Annotated in this window: 31 protein-coding genes; 28 read left to right on the top strand and 3 right to left on the bottom strand. The window is 49.3% G+C overall.

What is annotated here, in order from left to right; translation table 11 throughout:
* Positions 1-731 precede the first annotated feature (731 nt).
* The 3 genes from LH51_RS09585 (at position 732) to LH51_RS09575 (ending at position 1,786) form a co-directional block, all read left to right on the top strand.
* On the top strand, positions 732-1,223 hold the full coding sequence (locus LH51_RS09585) for a DUF523 domain-containing protein (RefSeq protein WP_036521876.1): 492 nt from the start codon (positions 732-734) through the stop codon (positions 1,221-1,223).
* A gap of 67 nt (positions 1,224-1,290) precedes the next feature.
* A complete protein-coding gene (locus LH51_RS09580; RefSeq protein WP_036521874.1) occupies positions 1,291-1,584 on the top strand; it encodes a BrnT family toxin in 294 nt (97 codons plus the stop codon).
* Positions 1,577-1,786, top strand: a complete 210-nt coding sequence (locus LH51_RS09575; RefSeq protein WP_036521872.1) for a BrnA antitoxin family protein — start codon at positions 1,577-1,579, stop codon at positions 1,784-1,786. The genes LH51_RS09580 and LH51_RS09575 overlap by 8 nt, the downstream gene beginning before the upstream one ends.
* An 84-nt stretch (positions 1,787-1,870) precedes the next feature.
* On the opposite strand, the gene LH51_RS09570 is transcribed toward LH51_RS09575, so the two are convergent.
* On the bottom strand, positions 1,871-2,143 hold the full coding sequence (locus tag LH51_RS09570; RefSeq protein WP_036521870.1) for a Txe/YoeB family addiction module toxin: 273 nt from the start codon (positions 2,141-2,143) through the stop codon (positions 1,871-1,873).
* On the bottom strand, positions 2,124-2,396 hold the full coding sequence (locus tag LH51_RS09565) for a type II toxin-antitoxin system Phd/YefM family antitoxin (protein WP_036521868.1): 273 nt from the start codon (positions 2,394-2,396) through the stop codon (positions 2,124-2,126). Before LH51_RS09565 ends, LH51_RS09570 begins: the two co-directional genes overlap by 20 nt.
* A gap of 146 nt (positions 2,397-2,542) precedes the next feature.
* Between LH51_RS09565 and LH51_RS09560 the strand changes: the two genes are divergently transcribed.
* The 25 genes from LH51_RS09560 to LH51_RS09455 all read left to right on the top strand — a co-directional run bounded on the left by LH51_RS09560 (position 2,543) and on the right by LH51_RS09455 (position 19,986).
* Positions 2,543-2,803, top strand: a complete 261-nt coding sequence (locus LH51_RS09560; protein ID WP_036521866.1) for a hypothetical protein — start codon at positions 2,543-2,545, stop codon at positions 2,801-2,803.
* A 92-nt stretch (positions 2,804-2,895) separates the two neighbouring features.
* The gene (rho, locus tag LH51_RS09555; RefSeq protein ID WP_081960766.1) at positions 2,896-3,861 is read left to right on the top strand and encodes a transcription termination factor Rho; all 966 of its coding nucleotides are present in this window, start codon (positions 2,896-2,898) and stop codon (positions 3,859-3,861) included.
* Positions 3,862-4,073: 212 nt separating this feature from the next.
* Positions 4,074-4,871: a glucose 1-dehydrogenase gene (locus LH51_RS09550; RefSeq protein ID WP_036521865.1), complete on the top strand. Its 798-nt coding sequence runs from the start codon at positions 4,074-4,076 to the stop codon at positions 4,869-4,871.
* Between the two features lie 50 nt (positions 4,872-4,921).
* Positions 4,922-5,491, top strand: a complete 570-nt coding sequence (locus LH51_RS09545; protein ID WP_160173714.1) for an alpha/beta fold hydrolase — start codon at positions 4,922-4,924, stop codon at positions 5,489-5,491.
* A 59-nt stretch (positions 5,492-5,550) separates the two neighbouring features.
* The gene (locus LH51_RS20820) at positions 5,551-5,709 is read left to right on the top strand and encodes a hypothetical protein (RefSeq protein ID WP_160173713.1); all 159 of its coding nucleotides are present in this window, start codon (positions 5,551-5,553) and stop codon (positions 5,707-5,709) included.
* Positions 5,699-6,604 (top strand): alpha/beta fold hydrolase, encoded by a 906-nt coding sequence (locus tag LH51_RS09540; protein ID WP_200881952.1) that lies wholly within the window; start codon positions 5,699-5,701, stop codon positions 6,602-6,604. The genes LH51_RS20820 and LH51_RS09540 overlap by 11 nt, the downstream gene beginning before the upstream one ends.
* 86 nt (positions 6,605-6,690) lie before the next feature.
* Positions 6,691-7,113, top strand: coding sequence for a VOC family protein (locus LH51_RS09535; RefSeq protein ID WP_036521864.1), 423 nt, complete (start codon positions 6,691-6,693; stop codon positions 7,111-7,113).
* Positions 7,114-7,242: 129 nt separating this feature from the next.
* A complete protein-coding gene (locus LH51_RS22555; protein ID WP_036521862.1) occupies positions 7,243-7,461 on the top strand; it encodes a DUF6500 family protein in 219 nt (72 codons plus the stop codon).
* 157 nt (positions 7,462-7,618) lie between these two features.
* The gene (locus LH51_RS09525; protein WP_036521860.1) at positions 7,619-8,707 is read left to right on the top strand and encodes a catalase family protein; all 1,089 of its coding nucleotides are present in this window, start codon (positions 7,619-7,621) and stop codon (positions 8,705-8,707) included.
* Between the two features lie 44 nt (positions 8,708-8,751).
* Complete coding sequence (locus tag LH51_RS09520) at positions 8,752-9,447, top strand: hypothetical protein (RefSeq protein WP_036521858.1); 696 nt, start codon at positions 8,752-8,754, stop codon at positions 9,445-9,447.
* The gene (locus tag LH51_RS09515; protein ID WP_036521855.1) at positions 9,447-10,826 is read left to right on the top strand and encodes a Dyp-type peroxidase; all 1,380 of its coding nucleotides are present in this window, start codon (positions 9,447-9,449) and stop codon (positions 10,824-10,826) included. Before LH51_RS09520 ends, LH51_RS09515 begins: the two co-directional genes overlap by 1 nt.
* 195 nt (positions 10,827-11,021) lie before the next feature.
* Complete coding sequence (locus tag LH51_RS09510) at positions 11,022-11,576, top strand: DUF421 domain-containing protein (protein WP_036521852.1); 555 nt, start codon at positions 11,022-11,024, stop codon at positions 11,574-11,576.
* 65 nt (positions 11,577-11,641) lie between these two features.
* Positions 11,642-12,016, top strand: a complete 375-nt coding sequence (locus tag LH51_RS09505) for a hypothetical protein (RefSeq protein WP_036521850.1) — start codon at positions 11,642-11,644, stop codon at positions 12,014-12,016.
* A gap of 40 nt (positions 12,017-12,056) precedes the next feature.
* The gene (locus LH51_RS22550; protein ID WP_235263644.1) at positions 12,057-12,497 is read left to right on the top strand and encodes a hypothetical protein; all 441 of its coding nucleotides are present in this window, start codon (positions 12,057-12,059) and stop codon (positions 12,495-12,497) included.
* Positions 12,498-12,651: 154 nt separating this feature from the next.
* The gene (locus LH51_RS09495; RefSeq protein ID WP_036521848.1) at positions 12,652-13,260 is read left to right on the top strand and encodes an HD-GYP domain-containing protein; all 609 of its coding nucleotides are present in this window, start codon (positions 12,652-12,654) and stop codon (positions 13,258-13,260) included.
* A gap of 80 nt (positions 13,261-13,340) precedes the next feature.
* Positions 13,341-13,577, top strand: a complete 237-nt coding sequence (locus LH51_RS23540; protein ID WP_268746553.1) for a hemolysin III family protein — start codon at positions 13,341-13,343, stop codon at positions 13,575-13,577.
* Positions 13,565-13,978 carry a PAQR family membrane homeostasis protein TrhA gene (gene trhA / locus LH51_RS09490; RefSeq protein WP_268746552.1) on the top strand — a complete coding sequence of 138 codons (414 nt, stop codon included), beginning with the start codon at positions 13,565-13,567 and terminating at the stop codon, positions 13,976-13,978. The genes LH51_RS23540 and trhA overlap by 13 nt, the downstream gene beginning before the upstream one ends.
* A gap of 57 nt (positions 13,979-14,035) precedes the next feature.
* Complete coding sequence (locus LH51_RS09485; RefSeq protein WP_200881951.1) at positions 14,036-14,881, top strand: isocitrate lyase/PEP mutase family protein; 846 nt, start codon at positions 14,036-14,038, stop codon at positions 14,879-14,881.
* A gap of 109 nt (positions 14,882-14,990) precedes the next feature.
* Positions 14,991-15,683, top strand: coding sequence for an HAD family hydrolase (locus LH51_RS09480; protein WP_052063630.1), 693 nt, complete (start codon positions 14,991-14,993; stop codon positions 15,681-15,683).
* 130 nt (positions 15,684-15,813) lie between these two features.
* Positions 15,814-16,323, top strand: a complete 510-nt coding sequence (locus LH51_RS09475) for a DinB family protein (RefSeq protein ID WP_036521846.1) — start codon at positions 15,814-15,816, stop codon at positions 16,321-16,323.
* Between the two features lie 13 nt (positions 16,324-16,336).
* Entirely contained in the window at positions 16,337-17,149 is an 813-nt protein-coding gene (locus tag LH51_RS09470; protein ID WP_327124679.1) for a metallophosphoesterase, read from the top strand.
* Between the two features lie 327 nt (positions 17,150-17,476).
* Complete coding sequence (locus tag LH51_RS23535) at positions 17,477-17,776, top strand: hypothetical protein (protein ID WP_268746551.1); 300 nt, start codon at positions 17,477-17,479, stop codon at positions 17,774-17,776.
* Positions 17,674-18,168: an aquaporin Z gene (gene aqpZ / locus LH51_RS09465; RefSeq protein WP_268746555.1), complete on the top strand. Its 495-nt coding sequence runs from the start codon at positions 17,674-17,676 to the stop codon at positions 18,166-18,168. Before LH51_RS23535 ends, aqpZ begins: the two co-directional genes overlap by 103 nt.
* A 218-nt stretch (positions 18,169-18,386) precedes the next feature.
* Positions 18,387-18,752 (top strand): MmcQ/YjbR family DNA-binding protein, encoded by a 366-nt coding sequence (locus tag LH51_RS09460; RefSeq protein ID WP_036521844.1) that lies wholly within the window; start codon positions 18,387-18,389, stop codon positions 18,750-18,752.
* Between the two features lie 226 nt (positions 18,753-18,978).
* Positions 18,979-19,986 (top strand): chemotaxis protein CheB, encoded by a 1,008-nt coding sequence (locus LH51_RS09455; protein ID WP_036521843.1) that lies wholly within the window; start codon positions 18,979-18,981, stop codon positions 19,984-19,986.
* Positions 19,987-20,045: 59 nt separating this feature from the next.
* On the opposite strand, the gene LH51_RS20815 is transcribed toward LH51_RS09455, so the two are convergent.
* A complete protein-coding gene (locus tag LH51_RS20815; protein WP_036521841.1) occupies positions 20,046-20,669 on the bottom strand; it encodes a DUF4426 domain-containing protein in 624 nt (207 codons plus the stop codon).
* Positions 20,670-20,888 lie beyond the last annotated feature (219 nt).

Here is a 20,888-nt window from a genome sequence, read left to right as displayed (position 1 = left end):
CTTTTCGTTGCGGCTTCGCCTTCACTACAAAGCCGTGCGTGCTGGCGGCATTATGGTCGCATGGCTTCCTGAAGTTTGCTTCGGAAAGAATGTGCAATATTCACTACTTTTTGAGCGTAGCGCCAAGCATCAATACTCGGCAGTTCCGTTCCGGTGCTGCTAGCAAGTAAGTCACAAAACGCACTTTGCATTGTGGGTTGCCAGTAAGATGGGTTACTGCCAATATCGGCAGCAGTATTTTTTTCAGGGTGCCAAGGGCTGGCCATGCAAATTACCGCTTCATCGTGCCACTCCAGCATCCATAACCAGTCGCAGCACTTCGCCGCCGTTGGCGGCGGGGGGACGTCCACTACGTGGCCGCCCGTGTGCTCGGGCGTTATGGCTGCAAGGCATCGTTAACGTTTGCTTCGGAAAGTACGTGCAACCTTCACTACTTTTGAGCATTGTGCCAAGTATCAATACTCGGCAGCTCCGTTTCGGTGCTGCTAGCAAGTAAGCCACAAAACGCACTTCGCATTGTGGGTTGCCAGTAAGAGGGGGTTGCTGCCAATATCGGCAGCCGTATGTTTATCTGGGTGGCAGGGGGGAGGCTATGCAAATTACCGTTTCATCGTGCCATTCCAGCATCCATAACCAGTCGCAGCACGTCGCCGCCGTTGGCGGCTGGGACGTCCACTACGTGGCCGCCCGTGTGCTTAGGCGTTAGCACTGCAATACAAGGGGCTAGTAATTTGAGAAAAGTATTAGTAAGTGCCTGCCTTCTGGGGAAAAGGGTTCGATACGATGGTGGGAGCCTTTCGGTGAATGATCAGCTTATAGAGAGGTGGATATCTGAAGGCCGGGTTGTTTCAGTTTGCCCCGAAGTTGAGGCTGGAATGACTATCCCAAGGAAACCTGCGGAAATTTTCGAAGGAAGCGGAGGCAGTGTATTAGACGGCGAAACCGATGTTGTCGAAAAGGGTGGGGATATTGTCACCGACGATTTTATTGCAGGTGCCTCGATTGCCCTGGAATTGTGCAAAAAATTTAACATTGAAATAGCAATACTGGCCGAATCTAGTCCCTCATGTGGAAGTTCATTCATCTATGACGGTAGCTTTTCAGGGAACCGAACTCCCGGCATGGGTGTTACAGCAGCGTTGCTACGTCGGTATGGTATTCAAGTGTTTAGCCAGTATGAGATAGCAGATGCTAACAAGGCCATTCACGCGACAAGCGCATGATGGCGAACGTTAACAGTATCTGACTCGGCACCTTGACAATACCTACGCTGTAACTACAATGTAATTCATGAGCCATCTCACCTTTGACTGGGATCCTCGCAAGGATGCCTCTAATCGAAAGAAGCATGACGTCTCGTTCAACGAGGCCAAAACTGCCTTTACAGACGAGTTCGGGCGCCTAATAGCGGATCCTGATCATTCTACTGACGAGGACCGATTCATACTCCTCGGAACGAGCATCCATTCTCGTTTGCTGGTGGTGTGCCACTGCGTTAGAGACGGTGAGACCATCCGAATCATCTCTGCGCGAAAGGCTGATAAGCAAGAGCGAAAGACTTATGAAGGGTATAGGTATGCGTGATCACTACGATTTTTCAGACTCCGTTAAGAATCCTTATGCCAAAAAGCTCAAGAAGCAGGTTACGATTAGGCTGGATGAAGATACCGTTGCGTATTTCAAGAATCTGGCCGAGGAAAAAGACCTTCCGTATCAGAGCCTAATTAATCTCTATCTGCGCGACTGCGCACAGTCACATAAAGACCTTAAGATTGAGTGGCAATAAACTGTTAACAAACGGCTGCTGTCGGACAGACAAAAGCTCCGGCCAAAAAGCGGCCTTCACTTTTTACTACCGCAGAGCCGGGCGTTAGGGCTGATCGTAGTGACCACCAATAGCGAAGATATAAATGGACTTTTCATCGAACCGATATATTAAGCGATCTTTCTGTGATATACGCTTAGACCACAGTCCTGAGAGGTTGTGCTTTAGTGGTTCAGGTTTTCCCAGACCGGAAGATGGGTCGTCCGATCGCAGCATTTCATTGAGCAATTTGCACAAGGCCTTGTGTAATCGTTTGTCCTTTTCACGCAAAGCCTCATACGCGTTCCAGGTGTTGCCCTCAAATACCAGTGATCTCATCCATCTGCTCACTAGTTGGTTTATAGCCTTTTCCATGGGTGTGAGTTGCAAGTGAGTCGGCAATCTGTTGCATAAGACTCTTACTTTGGAGAACGTGAAGGGTTTCTTGTTCTTGCTCCCAGTCGTCGGCGCTCATAACAACGAAAGCCTCTCCTGCTCGTCGAGTAACCTTGAGCGGCTCATGTCTGCTAACCACTTGCTCTACAACGCTCTTCAGGTTGTCTCTGAATTTGTTTACACTGATCGTATCCATTACAGCACCTTAATGTACGGAATTTCCGTACAAGTATACGTCAAGAGTCCTAACAAGGCCAAACACAGCGACAGCTTTTTCGTTGCGGCTTCGCCTTCACTGCAAAGCCGCGCATGATGGCGGCGTTAGCACCAAAAATTTGAGATATGGCAAAGGTTAAGAAAAAGTTCACTCCGGCTCAAAAACTTGCAAAGAAAGCCGCGAAGTTCGAGCGACAAAATAAATACCAGTGGGTCTTTATGAACGGCAAGCAAGTCAGAATAAAGCGGCCATCGACTGTGGATGGCATACCGGTAGATCAGTTCATCGAGGAGAATGCCGATCCGATCTGGCTTCACCAGAATGAAATGTGGGAGCTGATCCCGGAGGAACAACCGGACAGCCACGGTTGTTTGACAGCCAGCTGACTGATAAGCCGTCCACGATAGTTACGCTTCAGGTACTTTTGGGAGTTATCAGCCATTTTGAAAATTTTTTAGAAGGGCGATTAACAAGCACTATGACGAGAAAAATATTAAGTTTGAAACAGAAAAGGAACAATCACGCTAAACCAGTGGGTGATACAACCGAAGCTGTGTCTGAGGGTGATCCACAAACGCGTTTTTTGAATGGTGTGGCCATCAATCCAACGCCGGGCATTCGCTTGGAGTTGGGTTCTAATCAGGCCACGGTGCGCGCGATGGACTTGATTACGCCGATCGGAATGGGGCAGCGAGGCTTGATAGTTGCTCCACCGGGAGTCGGGAAATCAACGATTCTGAAACATATCTGCCAAGCGGTGGGTAAGGCGTATCCCGAGATTAAACTTTATGCTTTGTTGATAGATGAGCGACCCGAAGAGGTCACTGATTTTAAGCGTAGCGTCCCGGCTGAGGTACACGCTTCATCCTCGGATGAGAGCTATGCTCATCATGTTCGTGTTGCCGATGAGCTTCTTAGCACCGCCCGCCATCAAGCTGGCGAGGGTCACGACGTCATGATTGTGATTGATTCACTAACAAGGCTTTCGCGTGTGCATAATGCGGAGCAAAAGAACAGTGGTCGTACTATGTCGGGCGGGATTGATGCTCGGGCGATGGAGATTCCACGGAAATTGTTTGGCTCTGCGCGGAAAATCGAGAATGGTGGTTCGCTTACCATTTTGGCAACTATTTTGGTTGATACCGGCAGCCGCATGGACCAGGTTATATTTGAGGAATTCAAGGGTACGGGAAATATGGAACTGGTTTTATCAAGAGATGTTGCCAATCAGCGAATTTTTCCCGCGCTGGACATCGCGAAAAGCAGTACGCGCCGTGAAGAGCTGCTGTTAGATCCGAAGGAGCTGGAAACAATAAGAGCGCTGCGCCGGGCGCTTACCGGTCTCAAGCCGATAGAGGGTACTAAAAAACTGGTCGATCTGCTGGAGAAGCACCCAACAAATGCCGAGCTTCTGAATACTATACGGGGGACGCTCACCGATTGAATCCAGAGGAAGAAAAGAAATAAGGGGACATGCATTGGATGAGTAGAGTTGATCGCTCGAAGCCTAAACTGCCTGGATTATCCTTGGCAGCGCCAACAGGACACCCAAGTTGGTCTGCAGCCTTAACAATGGCAGTCACCCGAGCTATTTTCGCTCCGGCTTCGTCTCCACAAAAATAGCCGGGTGTTGCCTGGCGTTAAGGGGGTTGAGTTTTGAGACTTAAAGGAAAAGTTGGTTTAGTCACAGGTGCAGCTAGAGGCATCGGTGAGTCAATTGCCAGACATTTTGCAGCTGAAGGTGCATTTGTTTATGTCACTGATATTGATCAAGAGAATGGACAACAAGTAGCGTCATCTATTGGCCATACCGCTAAGTTTTTGCTGCTAGATGTTCGAAATGAAAATGCTTGGCAAGAGATTACTGACAATATAGTTGAAGCACACGGTCGGCTCGACATTGTAGTCAATAATGCGGGAATTACGGGCTTTGAAGAAGGCTTTGTTCAACATGATCCTGAGAATGCAACTTTAGATGCTTGGCGCAAGGTACATGCAACAAACCTCGATGGGGTGTTTTTAGGTTGTAAGTACGCCATAAAAGCTATGCGTGCAAAAGGTCATGGTTCCATTATTAATATATCGTCACGCTCTGGCATTGTGGGTATTCCAACCGCAGCTGCTTATGCTTCTAGTAAAGCGGCAGTAAGAAATCATACAAAAAGTGTAGCGTTGTACTGTGCGCAGCAGAATCTGAAGGTGCGGTGTAATTCAATTCACCCTGCTGCAATTCTGACACCAATGTGGGAGCCGATGCTGGGGAATGGGCCTGAACGTGAGGCTAATATGGCCGCTATTGTTCAAGATACGCCGCTTAGACGTTTTGGTTTGCCTGAGGAAGTTGCCTGTGTTGCTGTGATGTTGGCTTCAGATGAATCTGGGTATTTGACAGGAACGGAGATCAACATTGATGGCGGTATTCTGGCAGGTTCAGCAGGAACGCCTGCAAAATAATGTCTAACAATGCGCAGCACTTGCAGGGCGTTAGGCCTCAGGAGGAAGTCATGTTCGACCATCAAAGCGGTGAATTTCTTTATCTCGAAGATACACGTATTTACTACGAGACCACCGGGACATTGCAGGGTCATCCGATCGTTCTTTTGCATGGCGGCCTCGGTAGTCTCGAAGACTTTTCTCCCATCATTAACATGATTCCGGACTCGTTTCACGTTATCGCAATGGATATGCGGGGTCACGGTCGATCTCAACTGGGAGCTAAACCCCTCACATATCAACAGTATCAGGCTGATATTCAGGCACTTATCGCGCATCTTGGCCTGAAGGAATACTCGCTTATCGGCTTCAGTGACGGAGGTATTGTCGCCTACCGAATTGCTTCAGGAAATCAGGCAGTGAAGGCACTGATCACTATCGGCTCTCAGTGGCGCATTTCTCTTCATGACTCATCGTTTGATATTCTTGCAGGCGTTACACCCCAAATGTGGATAGAGATGTTTCCAGAGGCGCCAAAAAATACGCTGCGCTTAACCCACAAGGAGATTTCAATAGACTTGTTGAATCTTGCGTCGCTCTCTGGACTGATCTCAGCTCGGCAGGCTACCCACAGGACTTAATTGCACGTATTGAGTGCCCGACACTTATTCTTAGGGGCGATGGCGACTTCCTTCTTTCATTGGCTGAAGCGGCGGAAGCCAAAAATAAAATTGTAGGGTCATCCTTTGGTAATATTCCTTTGGCTGGTCATGCCGCCATGGAGGATGCCCCGGAAACCATCGGGAAACTAGTTTGTGAGTTTTTGATCAATCCAAGAAAAGTACAGATTGAAGCCTAATATTACAATCCACCGGACCTTCGGCAAGCTGCGCTTGCCTCAGTCCGGTGATTTTCAACGTATGCATAAGCCGGAGAGACCTTTGAAATTCTGCCAATACGGCTCAAATAATGGACGCATAGTGTTCTACTTTCATGGGGCACCTGGAGCACCAGAAGAGGGCAGCATTTTTGATTTGGAAGGAAAAAGTCACGATTTGACGTTTATTTGTTTAGATCGATTTTCTGTTGATCCATCCATCAAGGGAGAGGCCTATTACAAAGCTCTGGCTGCGGAAATTTCAAGAATAGCCTCCGGGAAAAAAGTAGACTTTGTAGGCTTTTCAATTGGTGCATTTATTGCTGTGCAAATCATCCGTTACATGCCCGACAGCGTAGATAACCTGCATTTAGTTTCTGCAGCCGCACCACTCGAAGCTGGCAGTTATCTTGATGCCATGGCTGGGAAACAAGTGTTCCAGCTGGCAAAAGCAGCACCCGCCCTGTTCGTTTTGTTATCTTATTGGCAGGGGCTTCTCGCTTGGCTTTCTCCAAAGCTTTTATTTCGCTTGCTGTTTGCTAGCGCCGCTGGGGAAGATAAGTTATTGGTTGCTGACAATGAATTCCGCGCAGCCCTCACCAAAGCATTGAAAGCCTGCTTTGTTGGCCGAGTCCGAGGTTATGCTAGAGACATTGGCCTTTATGTGAAGCCATGGAAAACTTCTCTCGTCCAGGTATCAGTCAATACTCATATTTGGCACGGCGCCGAGGACAATTGGTCTCCACCGCCAATGGCTGAGTATTTGGGATCAGCGATCCCTGGTTGTACCTCGACAAAAGTATTCAATGGGTTATCACATTATTCATGCCTGTACAAAGCGGTGCCTAGCATATGCAATAGTTTAGGCAATGCATAACCGCTGGTTAAATCGTTCGCTCCGCTCATTGGGACGGGCTAAAGCCCGTCCCTTAACCAAACGTTAGCAACCTCAGGAAATAATCTGTGTTTACATATATTTGTCTCGGAACCAATGATCTTGAACGTGCAATCAAGTTTTACGATGCTGCGCTCGCGCCACTTGATCTTAAGCGCTGCAAAACCGATGGCGAATCTAACTGGGATGGCTGGGCAGGTTGGGGAGTATACGAAGCTGGAGTTGAAGAGCTTGCACTGTGGGTTTGCTCTCCATTTAATTCGCAAGTGGCCACTGCCGGAAATGGCACCATGGTTGCGCTGCGCGCAAAAACATGGCTAGAAGTGCAGAGTTTTTATAAAGCTGCCCTCGAAAATGGCGGAGTATCTGAAGGTCCACCCGGCCTAAGACCGGAGTACAACCCGGATTTCTACGCGGCTTATGTCTATGATCCAGACGGAAATAAAATTGCAGCTGTATGCAGAGGCTTCACCCATGATCAACAAGCTTAGCTGTTGGCGATATGCAACGGTTTGTAACAATCGTAGGTGTGGCTCGTTGCGGCTTCGCCTCCACTACATAGCCGCGCATACTGGCGGCGTTATATGCTCAACTAACTGACAACGGGAACGAACAAATAAATGAGAAGCGAGCTCAGATCCAGGATAATCGAAGTCTGCAACAAAAAAATAGCTTCAAAAGGTGATTCAGTAGGCGTCTCTTTTTATGCATTCTTCGCGAACAAGAATGATAACCCAAAACTGCTAATGGAGGCTGCGACTTGGTGGATTCAGACGCACGAGCTAGATCATTTTGAAAAGGCGCATAAAGTTAAAGGGATGGTAGAAAGTGGGCTCTGATTATAGGTATCAAGCACATAACTAAACCAAGCACAGCCATCGCAGCAGTAGCCAAAGAATGCGGATGCTGCTTTCAGTTCGATAACACACCGACTGCCGTCGGGCACAGGCATACAGTTGCATGGACTGCTGCAAAAGCTATGTCCTAGGAGCCCGTATGTTCAATCCTATCCATTATTCGCCCAGCGTTGAAACAATAGGCGATGACGAGTCACAGATCGTTAACGATATTCTTGCGATGATGGCGGCCTCGCAGCGTGCCAGTATGGATCGCCATCGCCATGCCCACCGCGATGCGCATTCGAAGAGCCATGCGGTCCTCAAGGCACGGCTTACCGTACGGGAGAATCTCCCTGCGCATTTGGCCCAAGGGATCTTCTCCCAACCATGTAGTTACGAAGTGATGGTTCGTTTGTCGTCGGCACCCGGTGACATTCATTCCGATAAAGTGCCAGCCCCGCGCGGATTCGCGATCAAAGTGATCGGGGTCGAGGGCGAACGGCTGATCCCGGAACTCGATGGCCGGAATCAGGATTTACTGATGGTGAACTTCCCCGTGATCGCCTTCGGAACGGTTGCCAAATATAAAAAACTCCTCGGGCTTCTGGAAAAGAACGCGCAAACACCCGATTTTTTCCAGAGGATCGTCGCAGGCACTGCACGCGCGTCCGAAAACTTCGTTGAGGCGCTCGGCAAGACTCCCGGAGCGACACTTCAAGGTCTCGCTCGCGACAACAACAACATCCTCGGTGAGACCTATCATACCCAAGCGGCAATACGGTATGGCGCCCATGTCGCAAAACTTTCGCTGCAACCGAAGTCTGACAATGTCCGGTCCCTGACCGGGGAGCTGGTCGAGGTCGACGGGCATTCCACCATGCGTGATGTTGTCAGAGAGTTCTTTTCATCTGATGGCGCAGAATATGATTTGCGGGCTCAACTCTGCGTCGATCTTGACAAGATGCCGGTCGAGGATGCGGCAGTATTGTGGGAGGAATCGCTGGCACCGCAAGAAAGCATTGCGACGCTGACTATCGACCCACAGGATTCCTTTAGTCCCGCCCGGCGCGTCTATGGCGACGACGTCCTGTCATTCAGCCCGTGGAACGGCATCGAGGCGCATCGTCCGCTGGGCTCCATTATGCGGGTGCGCAAGCTCGCCTATGAGCGCTCGACCGCTTTTCGTCATACCGGCAACGCTGTCGAACGCCGGGAGCCTGACAGCCTCGACCAAGTCCCCGATTGACGGGATCCGCCATAAATTAAGTTTTTTTCTACCACGGAGACCCCATGACCAAACCCGATGACCCCCGTCTGGAAGATGAAGCCCGCTTGGAAAAAATCCGGCGACGAATTGACGCTGCTGTGCAGGATGCCCCGCAGCTCGCCAAGATTGCGCTGGAGGCGATGATCCGCGATCACAATCCAGAACTAAAAGGCAGCGCAGATTCGGCCGGGCGTGCCGGGATGCGGTCGGGCAAGGTGTCGGAACTCACCGCGATGGGCACACTCAAACCAGGCGGTGCCGAGCGGTTGCAGCGCATTTTTGACTTGACGAATGGCAACATGGACGGCGCCCAGAAAGTTTCGACCCTGCACGACATGCGCTTCGTTTTTTTCGATAACAATACGCGCCTGCTCTTCGCGACGGCCTATGATGGGGATTGGGACACCTACATCAACGATTTCGTGACAAAGATTCCTGATCTGATGAACCTGCTTTTCGACAATCTCGAAGGCTGGCCGGGGATCACCAGTCCCAAGTGCAAGGATTATATTCTCGGCCTGCAAATTAACGCCTCCGGATGGTTCGTTGCCAATCCGCAGGTAACCGTGGTCGATTGTCGCCGACTGCAACGCACGGAAGAGGCGCTTGACACGTTCCTTGACGCGATGTCGACTCGTCAGGATCTGGACCCCGATACCCTTGCAGCGCTTGACGCCCTGACCGAAAATATTTCCCAACCCGAAGGCGTGGATTACTGATGTCTATCATCGCCAACATGAAAGCACTCTTCCGCCGGGAAGATGTGAAGCTTGAACTGGATGACATTCAGGCCATGATTCTGCGGTCGCGCCCGGAGCCCTACGTCGGGATCCATGCCATGCTGCATATCGAAGATGTCGCCGGTGGTCGTGATCTACTCGCGCGTCTGGCGCCGCATATCCCGTCTGCGCGGGACTGGGCAGAGAACCTATCGTCATGGACCGGGGTGGCGATCAGCCATGCCGGTCTCGAGGCGCTAGGGCTGCCTGAGAAGTCGCTCAAGTCGTTTCCGATCCAGTTCCAGGAAGGAATGGCCGGTCGCGCTGGGCAACTGCTCGATCACGGTCCGAACGCACCGGAAAACTGGGACGAGGCGTATAAGCCGGGAAACTGCCATATCGCCCTGACCATCTATGCCATCGACAAATCCGCCCTTAAAGCAGCGGACGTCACGGCACGAGAAATTCTCAATCAATCGACAGGCGTGACACTCATGGGAACCCATGAATTCGGGGCCGACGAATCCGCAGCGAACCCTTTCGGATATCGCGATTCCATTTCCCAGCCGACGGTAAAAGGAGCAGGCGTGGATGCGCAGCCGGGCCAGGAACGCGCGGTTGCCCCCGGAGAATTTATTCTGGGCGAGAAAAGTGAGACCGGCGCGCCGCTTGGCATGCCCGTTCCTGGACCGCTTGGCCGCAACGGGTCGTTCGTGGTTTTGCGAAAATATGCAAGTCGCGTCGGGGCCTTCAACGACTACCTGAAATCACAGGCTGCCGACGAGGATGGCCAGGATTTAATCGGCGCGAAAATGTTCGGACGCTGGCGAGGCGGTGCGCCGCTGGTCTTGTCTCCCGACCGGGATGACGAGAAGCTCGGTGCCGATTCACAGCGCAACAATGACTTCGACTTTTCAGACGACCGCAGGGGGCTCATGTGCCCACATTCGAGTCACATGCGCCGCCTGAACCCGCGCGACAGCCAGGTTACGATACTGACCGATGTGCACATCCACCGTATCATTCGCCGTTCTTCCACTTATGGACCGAAATGGAGTCGGGACGTGACGCAGGCGGACGATGCCGCTGAGGATCGCGGTCTGTTCTTTATCTTCATCAGCGCGCGGGCATTCGACACAATCGAATTCATGCAGCAGGAATGGATCAACGGCGGAAACTTCGTCGATCTTGGCGATGAACGCGATCCTATTGTCAGTCTTCAGGAGAGTGACGGAGGACGCTTTACGATCCCTCAGAAACCGGCTCGAAAACGGATCAACGCAGTCCCAACTTTTAATGTCATGAAGGGCGGCGAGTATATGTTCATGCCGTCACTGACAGCACTCAAGTGGCTGGGTGCCGGTGAGTGGGACGAATAGGGCGGGCGAAAGAAAGTGGTGCTGAACCCCCACCCGTTTGCGGTGCTTAATCAAGCGGGTTTCGGAATCTTCAAGCGGGCGTTATGCCTCGGACAGTAGCCCCTGCCTTGAAAATAATCTAATTTAAGCGCTAAATTAAGTGGGTATTGACTCCGTCTATACAACTAAACTCCACTCGGTAGCAGGAGAGGCTAATTGGAACTGATATTTTTCAGCAGTTGGGAAAGCTTAATTCGCACGCTGGTTGTCGGTCTGCTAGCCTACGTCGTGCTGGTCGTTTTCCTGCGTCTCTCTGGTAAAAGGACGCTTTCCAAGATGAACGCCTTCGACTTGGTTGTGACTGTCGCCCTCGGCTCGACTCTGGCCACTGTGCTGCTGACGAAGGATGTTCCCCTGGCCGACGGGGCGCTGGCCTTTGCGTTGCTGATCGGGCTCCAATTCGTGGTTACCTGGTCAAGCGTCCGCGCGAAGTGGGTGCGACAGGCGGTGACCGGCGATCCAGTTATGCTCATGTATCGCGGTGAGTTTCTGCCTGCAGCCCTGCGACAAGCGCGGGTTACCGAGGCAGAGGTGCAGGCAGCAGTGCGGGCGGCCGGGATTGGCTCGCTGGGCCAGGTGAAAGCGGTCGTGCTGGAGACTGATGGCTCAATCAACGTGGTAGGTGCCGACGCTGGCGAGGACGAATCTAGTCTCATAGGCGTGGTTGGTCACGCCGAACCAGGCGCTGCACCTGACCCTGCCCGCAGGTGATCTTGGTCGTTATGCAGCAATAGAGAATTTGTTTAAACTCAATTTAATCTACAAGGATATAATATATGACAGAGATGAATAAACTTCCCGCGAACACTCTATTCATCGAAGTATCCGGCTCTGGATTGCCAGAGGTCGACGGCCTTTATGTCCCTTCAGAGGCTCCTCCAACCAAATCAGAGGCAAATGTTATGTCTAGCCGTGGTTATTGGAACGGTAAGCTGGCATGGGATCGTGCTGATGGTAAGGCTGCCAGAAGTCCGGCGATATCTTACTCAATCGGATTTAAATCCTGGCGAATTTGCCGCCTGGATGGGCATCTGGCATACGAAATTACCTGTGAAGATGAATTACCACCTACAGATCGTCAGTGGAATGTTTATAAAATGGGTGTTGCTCCAGCTCCGAAAGTTGTGATTCACCACTCAGATCCTCGATGAGCCTGAACTCCTTGTTGGGCGAGAAGAGGATTGATCGACGGTGGCGTCTATCAGTACTTTTGAGCTGGGGACCCTGAATATTTTAGTTGGACTGAAGACGCTCCGGAAAAGTTTCGTGCGGCACCAGGCAAAGATGCCTTTGCCTCCAACGCGTTACAGCGTTATATTTATTGGGCTCAGCAATCAAAAGGATTCAATGGTGAATGTGGATAAAGCGAAAAAACGCATATCGAAACGTGTTAAGCGAGGTTTCAAAGGCTATCCGCAAATATCATTAGACTACTTTGGTAAAACTACGAGTTTTGCAACAGAAGTGGTCATTACTTTTTTATCTGAAGAGAATGCAGAGCCTCAAATACAACGATTTACGAGTGAAAAAGATGTTCGAGAAGATGAAGCGATTCAATCTGTATTATTGAAAATCATTGAACGAGCAGAAGCTAATACGGTGGTAGAAAATACAGTAATATCAGTGTATTAATGACAGTTAATCTCGCAACCTCTTGGGCGTAAAATGCCTCATGTGCATCAAAGGTTGAGTCTGAAGTTTGATCTATACTTAACTGAGTTTAAATACGCAGGATGCTTGCAAGCTTGCGCCGTTATGGCTGGCTTGAGATACCCGGAGAGATCATATGAATCTGGAAGATGAGGCTTTTAATGCCCTGATCAAGTACACCAAAGCCTTGTCGGTTGCTCTGGGTTATCGCGACCTGTCAACACAACTTCACTCCGATCGTGTGCAAGGCCTTTCTGCAAGCATTGGGAAATCCTGTGGTCTGTCACATACAGAGATTAATACCCTTATTGTTGCTGCTGCGTTCCATGACATAGGTAAAATCGGAATACCTGATAATATCCTGTTTAAGCCTTCTCAACTTGATAAAACTGAGTGGGAAATAATGAAACGACACTCCGAAATCGGAGAGGAGATAATGCTCGCCACTGAACTGACAGGTTCCAAACAGGCTGCCCAGTTGATTCGGCACCACCATGAGCATTACAACGGAATGGGCTATCCAGATAAACTTGCAGGAGAGAATATTCCGATAGGCTCCCGTATCATCAGCATTGCTGACAGCTATGATGCAATATCGGTGACAAGGTCATATCATCATGTCAGAACCCACCAGGAAATCATGGCTATATTGCATGAGGAAACCGGAGAAAAGTACGATCCGGAGCTAATGCGTGTTTTTTGTGAAATTATCGAGACCAGTCAATTCAAGGCAGCAAAAGCCTGATTCATCACAAAACCGTATCTGACGATGGGTATAGGGATCTTAAATCGCCATAAAAAATGATCATGAACAGGCCGCTTTCAATGGCAGGACGTGAACAGACACCACGAGAGGAAATTGCGAACTCGGTCAGTCATGGCATAGGGATGTTTGCGGCACTGGTCGGTGCTTTCTTTCTTATTAAGCATGCCGTGATGCTTGGAGACCCCGCATTTATTGTGGGCTGTAGTGTTTTCTCAGCCACCATGGTGATGCTCTATATGGCATCCTCTCTCTACCATGCGTTATCGCCAGGCAGGAGCAGGATGTGTTTCGGGTGATTGAGCATTCGGGTATATTTCTGTTGATTGCCGGTACTTATACGCCGTTAACGCTTGGTATTCTGTACGGCTCTTGGGGCTGGTTGCTGCTGGGAATTGTTTGGGGGCTAGCCTTGATCGGGATCACATTAAAGATCGTCCTCAAGTCACATCACTACCTTCTGTTCACCAGTCTTTACCTGCTGATGGGGTGGACAATCGTGATTGCAATCGAACCGTTGATGGCCAACATCTCTCAGACTGGCTTATTTTTGTTAGTAGCAGGCGGTCTGTCCTATACAGTCGGTGTGATTTTCTTTGCCACTGACTCAGTCGTGAAATATGGCCACTTTATCTGGCATTTGTTCGTTATTGGCGGTACAACCTGTCATTATTTTGCGGTGCTTGGTTATAAAGGCTGACAGCGATTTCCAAGGCCAGTGTGCACCTAAACTTATCCGGTATGAGTAGCAACCTGTATGCACACACATCTTAACAAGGCGAAAATATTCCGTGATCTTCATGCTCAATCGAAGGTTTTCCTGATGCCCAATGCCTGGGATGGTGGTAGCGCCCGAATGCTTGCGTCGGCTGGGTTTTCCGCTATCGCGACAACGAGTGCAGGCATTGCCTACTCGCTCGGGCTTCCGGACTATGAGGGAGCCGTTACGCGAACGGACATGCTCAATCGAGTGCGAGAAATAGCCGGTGCTGTTGATGTGCCTGTGAGCGCGGATCTTGAAGCAGGTTATGGTGCAGAGCCTGAGCGGGTAGCCGAGACGATAGAGCTCGCTATTATTTCCGGAGCGATTGGGGGGAATATAGAAGACTTTACTGGCGATCCATCCACTCCACTCTTCGACCTGCCACTCGCTATAGAGCGAATTCGTACAGCGCGTAAAGTGGCAGACGAAAGCGACATTCCGTTCACTTTGACTGCTCGCACGGATTGCTATCTCACGGGCGTGAAAAATCCATTTGCGGAAGCTGTGCAAAGGGCAAATAGCTATAGGGAAGCGGGTGCAGACTGCCTGTTTGTTCCTGGTGTGTCGGATCCGAAAGTGATTGCTGAGCTGGTTAAAGAGATCGATGCGCCGCTAAATGTTGTTATGGGTCTCAAGGGGCAGCCCATAACGGTTTCTCAGCTTGAAGACCTGGGAGTGCGGCGTATCAGTATCGGTGGGAGTCTCGCTCGTGCCACCTACGCACTCATGCGAAGGGCAGCACAAGAAATGGCTGTAGAGGCACGTTTAACTATTCGAATGATCAAGTGCCGGATGCCGAGCTTTGTGCCTTTTTCGCTGGTCATCACAACGCCTAAGTAATGATAAAGGCGTTGTGCTTATGTTCAGGTTACACTAGGCAAACCAGAAAAATGCAACGCAGTTGGCCTTCAGTGGCCTTACATTAGAATCCAAAGGAAATACCAAGTTTATGTCACTTAGAGCCATTCTTTTTGACCACGATGGAACCTTAGTTGACTCCGAACCCGTTCACTACGAGTTATGGCAAACTGTCTTGGCTCAGTATGGGGTTTCGCTGTCTGAGCAACTGTACAGACAATACTATGCGGGTGTACCCACCAAGGCCAATGTCGTTGATCTAGTACATAGGTTTGAGCTTGATGAGCTCCCAGAAACGTTGGCAGCAGCGAAAGATGCCGCCACAAGCGAGTACCTACGTCGAAATGCCTTTCCACTCATGAGTGGCGTACTTGAGACTATCAGGGAATTTCGTCTTTGCGGTTTAGATCTCGCCATAGTTACAGGAGCGGGCTCAGAAAGCGTCGGTGCAACCCTTAAGGCGAATAATCTCGGTGATAGCTTTGTTACCGTTGTATCAGGGGATGATGTTCATGCAAGCAAACCCGCACCAGACTGCTATCTACTTGCGCTTCAGCGATTAGGCTTGCAAGCATCTGAATGCCTTGCAATTGAAGATACACAACATGGTTTGAACGCATCGCATGCGGCCGGTATTAGTTGTTTAGCCGTGCCCACGACCATGTCAATGCATCATGATTTTGGCGTTGCCAAGGCCATACTTGAGGGCATGCCACAGGTTGCGGAACATGTGCAACAATTGCTTAAAGTCGAGAAACTTAAGCAGTTTGCTCACTTGGGATAGTCTAAAGCCTACTCCATAACCTAATATTAACCCTAGGGAGTTTTAGCGGGTAAGTGATGGCAGTAAACCTCTGTCCCAACCTGAGCTGGTCCGGGCATCCCTACGCCATCATAGAAAAGGAGAGTATTACATGCTTGCAGTTCAGGCTAGAGATATGGCGGCCTATAATCGCTGGATGAATCAGCGGATGTATGCCGTGTGTGCAGAGCTCTCTGATAGCGAACGTAAAAAAGACACCGGGGCTTTTTTTAAATCAATTCATGGCACACTCAATCATATTCTGCTTGGCGACAAAATTTGGTTAGGGCGCTTCTTGGGTAAACCGTTTCAGGCATCAGATCTTGGTGAGGAGTTGCATAGCGAATTTGAAACGTTATGGGAGGACCGTGCTGCAACCGATGAAATCATCGCTTCATGGGCCGCCGCGCTGACGGATTCTGAGTTGGCTAGCAAACTGGAATATACAAGCCTTGTTAATCCCTCCACCCGCAAATATGAGATGTGGCTGGTGGTTGCCCATTTCTTCAATCATCAAACCCATCATCGCGGTCAAATCACAACACTGCTAAGTCAGTGTGGGCAGGATATAGGTGTTACTGACATCATATGGCTCCCTGACGTAGTGGAGCGAAACGTCTAGCCTGGACGAACATGTGATCGAGATAAATAAGCTTGAAAAGGGGGATTGTACTGTGCGGCTGAGAATTTTTTCTGATCTGCATCTGGAACACTTCGATGAAGGGCTCGACCTGCCAGATGTAGCCGCCGATGTGGTTATATTGGCTGGTGATATCCACACAGGAACGCAAGGACTTCATTGGGCTGCCAGCCGTTTTTCTGGGGTGCCGATTATCTATGTGCCTGGAAATCATGAATATTACAATCATTCCATGTCTGCACTGCGTGCTGACTTAAGTTTTGAAGCCAAAAGGCTCGGCATCCATTTACTCGATAATGCCAGTGTTAATATTGGTGGTGTAAAATTTTTAGGCACTACACTCTGGACAGATTTTGAGCTCTATGCGAACTGCCCTGATAACAGTGCAGCTTTCACCTATAAGAAAGCTGTATCCGTCATGCCAGACTTTCGCATCATTGAACAGCCTGATGGGATGATTTTTACACCTGAAGAAAGCCAACGGTTGCATAATCGAGCTATTAAGTGGTTGGAAAAAGAGTTGGCTTCTCCTTATGCTGGCCCTAAAGTTGTCATCAGCCACCATGCACCGTTAGCAAATTGTATTCCTGTTTATTATAGAGGTGATGCCCTCTCGCCAGCCTTTGCATCGGATCTTGCCCGGTTAATGGGAAAAGCAGAACTGTGGGTGCATGGTCATGTTCATGAAGCTGTTGATTATGAGTGCAGGGGGACACGGATCATAGCTAATCCAGGTGGTTATCCATATGAGTTTGAATCGCCTAGCTTTGTACCTGATCTGGTTGTGGAGATAGCGACGATGGGTTGATTACCGCTACACCTGAGTGAATAGAGCGGCTGCTTGCAGCTAAGCAGGGCGAGGCTGTGTTTGGAGTTTACGATGGAACAACAGTTTACTTGCGACATATTCCGTAAAACGGTTAATTGAAATTAAATGTAATACCTTGAAATAAAAAGTAATAAATTGAAAATAATATTTATTCTCTTGAGTATTTTTATTATTCAATAATTAAACCTTTCCAGATTATACTTGCCAGCGCGTTTTAAAGCCGTCTTCGGCTGGCTATCGTATTAAATTATAAACAGCAGGGTTTTATAACCCTCGATGGATATCATCATAGGAAAGGAAAACTGTATGAATAAGTATGGTGCAGAGTTTTTCGGGACCTTCTGGCTAGTACTCGGGGGCTGTGGTAGCGCAGTTTTAGCGGCTACTTTCCCAGATGTAGGTATTGGCTTAGTAGGTGTATCACTGGCATTTGGCCTTACCGTTCTTACAATGCTTACGCCATCGGGCACATATCTGGTTGCCACCTCAATCCGGCCGTATCTATTGGGCTTTGGGCTGGTGGTCGTTTTCCAGCAAAAGAGCTTTTACCTTACATCGTTGCACAGGTCTTTGGCGGCATTGTTGCCGGGGGCGTTCTGTATCTGATTGCTAGTGGTAAGGCTGGCTTTGATGTCTCAGCGGGGTTTGCGTCAAATGGGTATGGTGCGCATTCACCCGGTGAGTATAGTTTGTTTGCCGCACTGATCACGGAAGTGGTCATGACCATGATGTTTCTCCTGGTTATTCTTGGTGCTACTGATAAACGTGCCCCACAAGGTTTCGCGCCGATTGCTATTGGCTTGTGCCTAACGCTGATTCATTTGATTAGCATTCCAGTTACCAATACATCAGTGAATCCTGCACGCAGTACCGGTGTTGCGCTATACGTTGGCGATTGGGCCATTGCGCAGCTTTGGCTTTTCTGGGTGGCTCCAATTATTGGTGGACTGCTTGGTGCTGTGATCTATCGCTTTATCGGTAGTGAAAAAGCTAACTAGGTAAATGTCCAACAAGAAGGGGTTGTCTTCTATATCCCGCTTGGTTATCTGGTTCTTAGAGCCAGATAACCTGTTCACCATGATAAATCGTCACATGTGAAGTCTGCATGAGAGAGGCCTTGTAGGGTAGTGTTATCCCCTCGTTGCTATCGAGTATATTCGTAGCGATTTTTCGAGTTAAAATGCGGTAAGACAAGCAAGGTCAGGGGATACCAAGCATGAACTATGAGGAGTTCAATCACTTTTGTGGCTCTTTACCCGCAACGACCCATGTTGTGCAATGGGGAGGTGCTCATGTATGGAAAGTCGGCGGTAAGGTGTTTGCGATTGGTGGCTGGGTAAAGGATAAACAACCAGCATTTACTTTTAAAGTTTCAGATTTAAACTTTGATTTTCTCAGCGATCTGGATGGCTACATCCCCGCACCTTACTTTGCAAACCGTGGAATGAAATGGATACAGCAAACAGGCACATCCAGTGAGTTGGACGAAGAGTTAATCTATTACTTATCAGAATCTTATCGCATTGTGTCGCTTGGTTTAACTAAGCGAAAACAACAAGAACTGGGGTTAAACCCTCGTTAACCTACGCGATTAATTCTGGTTATTATTATATTTTTCCGCGTTGGCAATGGCACAACACAGCAACAAATATGCAGAATACCTGAGTAGTCATATCCAGTTTTCCACCAGACGATCCTGAGTATGTGGCCAATAGCGCATATCAACCCAGCAGAGTTTGTTAGCATAGGTCATTGGGTGAAGTATCCTGGTTGACGGTGGTGAACCTGCTCCATCGATGGAGGTAGTGATGAATAAAAACAGAAGTTCAATGCTCATAGTTATTGGAGCATCCGCTGGTGGCATGGACGCATTAAAAAAACTAGTAACGCAATTACCGCAGAATTTTCCGGCTCCTGTTTTTATCGTTACTCACATGAGTGCTGACGCCACCGGAGACGTGCTGGTCAAGGCTTTAAATGAGAGCAGCCATCTTACCTGTGTCCATGCACAGGATAAACAGGCATTCAAAAACGGTAATATTTATCTGGCGCCATCAGATCAACACATGCTGATCGTGAAGGGGAAAATCCTGGTTACCAAAGGTGCCAGAGAAAATCGTTCACGGCCGGCTATTGATCCCTTATTTCGTTCAGCCGCCGTGGCTTATGGCAATCGTGTCATTGGCATTATTCTGACAGGGTATCTGGATGATGGTACCAGCGGCATGATGGCTATCAAACGCTGTGGCGGTGTCTGCATTGCACAGGATCCAGAGGAGGCGTCTTATCCGGATATGCCAAAATCGGTAATAGCCAATGTTGGCGCTGATTATTGTTTGCCAATAGCCGAAATGGGGTCGGTGTTGTCAGATCTGTTAAGCAGAGATCTACCAGAGAACAAGCCAGCTCCGGAAGATATAATGATCGAGGCCAAGATAGCACAGCGGGTTTTAAGCGATTTGCCTGCGGTTCAGGCGCTTGGTGAACAGGTGCCGTATAATTGTCCGGACTGTGGTGGGGTGCTATGGCAAATGACGGAAGGAAAGCTGTTAAGGTATCGCTGTCATACAGGCCATGCGTTTACTTCCTCGGCGTTGTTGGCGCAACAAACTGTAAAAATTGAAGAAACCCTCTGGGTGGCACTTAGAATGTTTGAGGAGCGCCAGAATCTACTGGTCACTATGAGTAAGAATGAAAGCAAACAATCATCTTCATCGATCTCCCAGCGAGCTAAAGATTCTCAAGTCCACATTGACCGCATTCGCGCAATGTTGAAGGCTACCGATAAAGATTCTCATGGTGAAGGTGCAAGATAACAGCCACCTTACAGATCCATTACCTAAAATGGATCTGTAGGCTTTCTTGGCGATCAACGCTACTCGGTGTATGGCGTGTCGTGCGTGTCGAGCTGTACTTCGAATTCCATCTCAAGTACCTGGTCTGTGTTTGCAGGCTGCGCCTTGATAAGGATTTTAAAAATATGCTCTGAGCTGGTGTCCAGGGTGCCGATGTAAGATACATAGCCGTCCGCTTCGACTGTGCGCATCTCAATGTCGGCGAGCTGACCGGTCAGGCTTTCGTATTGCGCACTTACTTCAGCGGAAACAGTCGCGTCCTGCTGATCTGATTGGTTTTCCAGTATGACCAGGTTGAGCAGGGAAAGGTCTGGATCGGCACTGATACCGTATTGTTGAGCCATGGCATCGGGTAGGTCGTCGGTACGGCTAACATTGGCCCGGAGCATAAACCCATCAATCTCCATAGTTTGTCCCAGGGGCTGCGGTTTCTCAGCCGATGGTTCAACTGGTGGTTCAACTGTTGGCTCAGTAGCAGATGGCTCAACAGGTGGCTCCGCAGGTGGCGCAACAGGCTGTTCAACAGGTGGGTTATTAGGGGTCTGCTCGCCTTGGTCGCAGCCAGCCAGAACGGCAATCATGGCTAACAGGGCGATGAGTAGCGTGGCCTTTATCGTAGCGCTTCGGGCTTTGTTGTTCTGCATAGTATTCAAAGTGGTTTCACTCCCAAGAAGTGTTTAGTCAGTTCATCTGCTAATTGTCTGCTAAAATTACGCGGTATCAGCCGGACTGTCAGTGCGCTATGGTACTTATGGCGATTTTCTCTCGCTTAGGCTTTCAGTGTGCGATCTTTCAGTGTGCGATATAGCACCGACGTATCCGGCCCATATAACGAAACTGGTATTTTGTTTATCCGTTATATA

The sequence above is a fragment of the Nitrincola sp. A-D6 genome (assembly GCF_000764495.1).
GTDB lineage: Bacteria > Pseudomonadota > Gammaproteobacteria > Pseudomonadales > Balneatricaceae > Nitrincola.
The sequence above is the reverse complement of the archived record's forward strand: the minus strand, read 5'-3'. Positions and strand labels throughout refer to the sequence as shown.

Coding starts and splice junctions, on each gene's coding strand:
- LH51_RS09580 (WP_036521874.1), top strand. CDS start 1,291: ATGAGCCATCTCACCTTTGACTGGGATCCTCGCAAGGATGCCTCTAAT.
- LH51_RS09575 (WP_036521872.1), top strand. CDS start 1,577: ATGCGTGATCACTACGATTTTTCAGACTCCGTTAAGAATCCTTATGCC.
- LH51_RS09570 (WP_036521870.1), bottom strand. CDS start 2,143: ATGAGATCACTGGTATTTGAGGGCAACACCTGGAACGCGTATGAGGCT.
- LH51_RS09565 (WP_036521868.1), bottom strand. CDS start 2,396: ATGGATACGATCAGTGTAAACAAATTCAGAGACAACCTGAAGAGCGTT.
- LH51_RS09560 (WP_036521866.1), top strand. CDS start 2,543: ATGGCAAAGGTTAAGAAAAAGTTCACTCCGGCTCAAAAACTTGCAAAG.
- rho (WP_081960766.1), top strand. CDS start 2,896: ATGACGAGAAAAATATTAAGTTTGAAACAGAAAAGGAACAATCACGCT.
- LH51_RS09545 (WP_160173714.1), top strand. CDS start 4,922: ATGTTCGACCATCAAAGCGGTGAATTTCTTTATCTCGAAGATACACGT.
- LH51_RS22555 (WP_036521862.1), top strand. CDS start 7,243: ATGAGAAGCGAGCTCAGATCCAGGATAATCGAAGTCTGCAACAAAAAA.
- LH51_RS09525 (WP_036521860.1), top strand. CDS start 7,619: ATGTTCAATCCTATCCATTATTCGCCCAGCGTTGAAACAATAGGCGAT.
- LH51_RS09520 (WP_036521858.1), top strand. CDS start 8,752: ATGACCAAACCCGATGACCCCCGTCTGGAAGATGAAGCCCGCTTGGAA.
- LH51_RS09515 (WP_036521855.1), top strand. CDS start 9,447: ATGTCTATCATCGCCAACATGAAAGCACTCTTCCGCCGGGAAGATGTG.
- LH51_RS09505 (WP_036521850.1), top strand. CDS start 11,642: ATGACAGAGATGAATAAACTTCCCGCGAACACTCTATTCATCGAAGTA.
- LH51_RS09495 (WP_036521848.1), top strand. CDS start 12,652: ATGAATCTGGAAGATGAGGCTTTTAATGCCCTGATCAAGTACACCAAA.
- LH51_RS23540 (WP_268746553.1), top strand. CDS start 13,341: ATGGCAGGACGTGAACAGACACCACGAGAGGAAATTGCGAACTCGGTC.
- LH51_RS09485 (WP_200881951.1), top strand. CDS start 14,036: ATGCACACACATCTTAACAAGGCGAAAATATTCCGTGATCTTCATGCT.
- LH51_RS09480 (WP_052063630.1), top strand. CDS start 14,991: ATGTCACTTAGAGCCATTCTTTTTGACCACGATGGAACCTTAGTTGAC.
- LH51_RS09475 (WP_036521846.1), top strand. CDS start 15,814: ATGCTTGCAGTTCAGGCTAGAGATATGGCGGCCTATAATCGCTGGATG.
- LH51_RS23535 (WP_268746551.1), top strand. CDS start 17,477: ATGAATAAGTATGGTGCAGAGTTTTTCGGGACCTTCTGGCTAGTACTC.
- LH51_RS09460 (WP_036521844.1), top strand. CDS start 18,387: ATGAACTATGAGGAGTTCAATCACTTTTGTGGCTCTTTACCCGCAACG.
- LH51_RS09455 (WP_036521843.1), top strand. CDS start 18,979: ATGAATAAAAACAGAAGTTCAATGCTCATAGTTATTGGAGCATCCGCT.
- LH51_RS20815 (WP_036521841.1), bottom strand. CDS start 20,669: ATGCAGAACAACAAAGCCCGAAGCGCTACGATAAAGGCCACGCTACTC.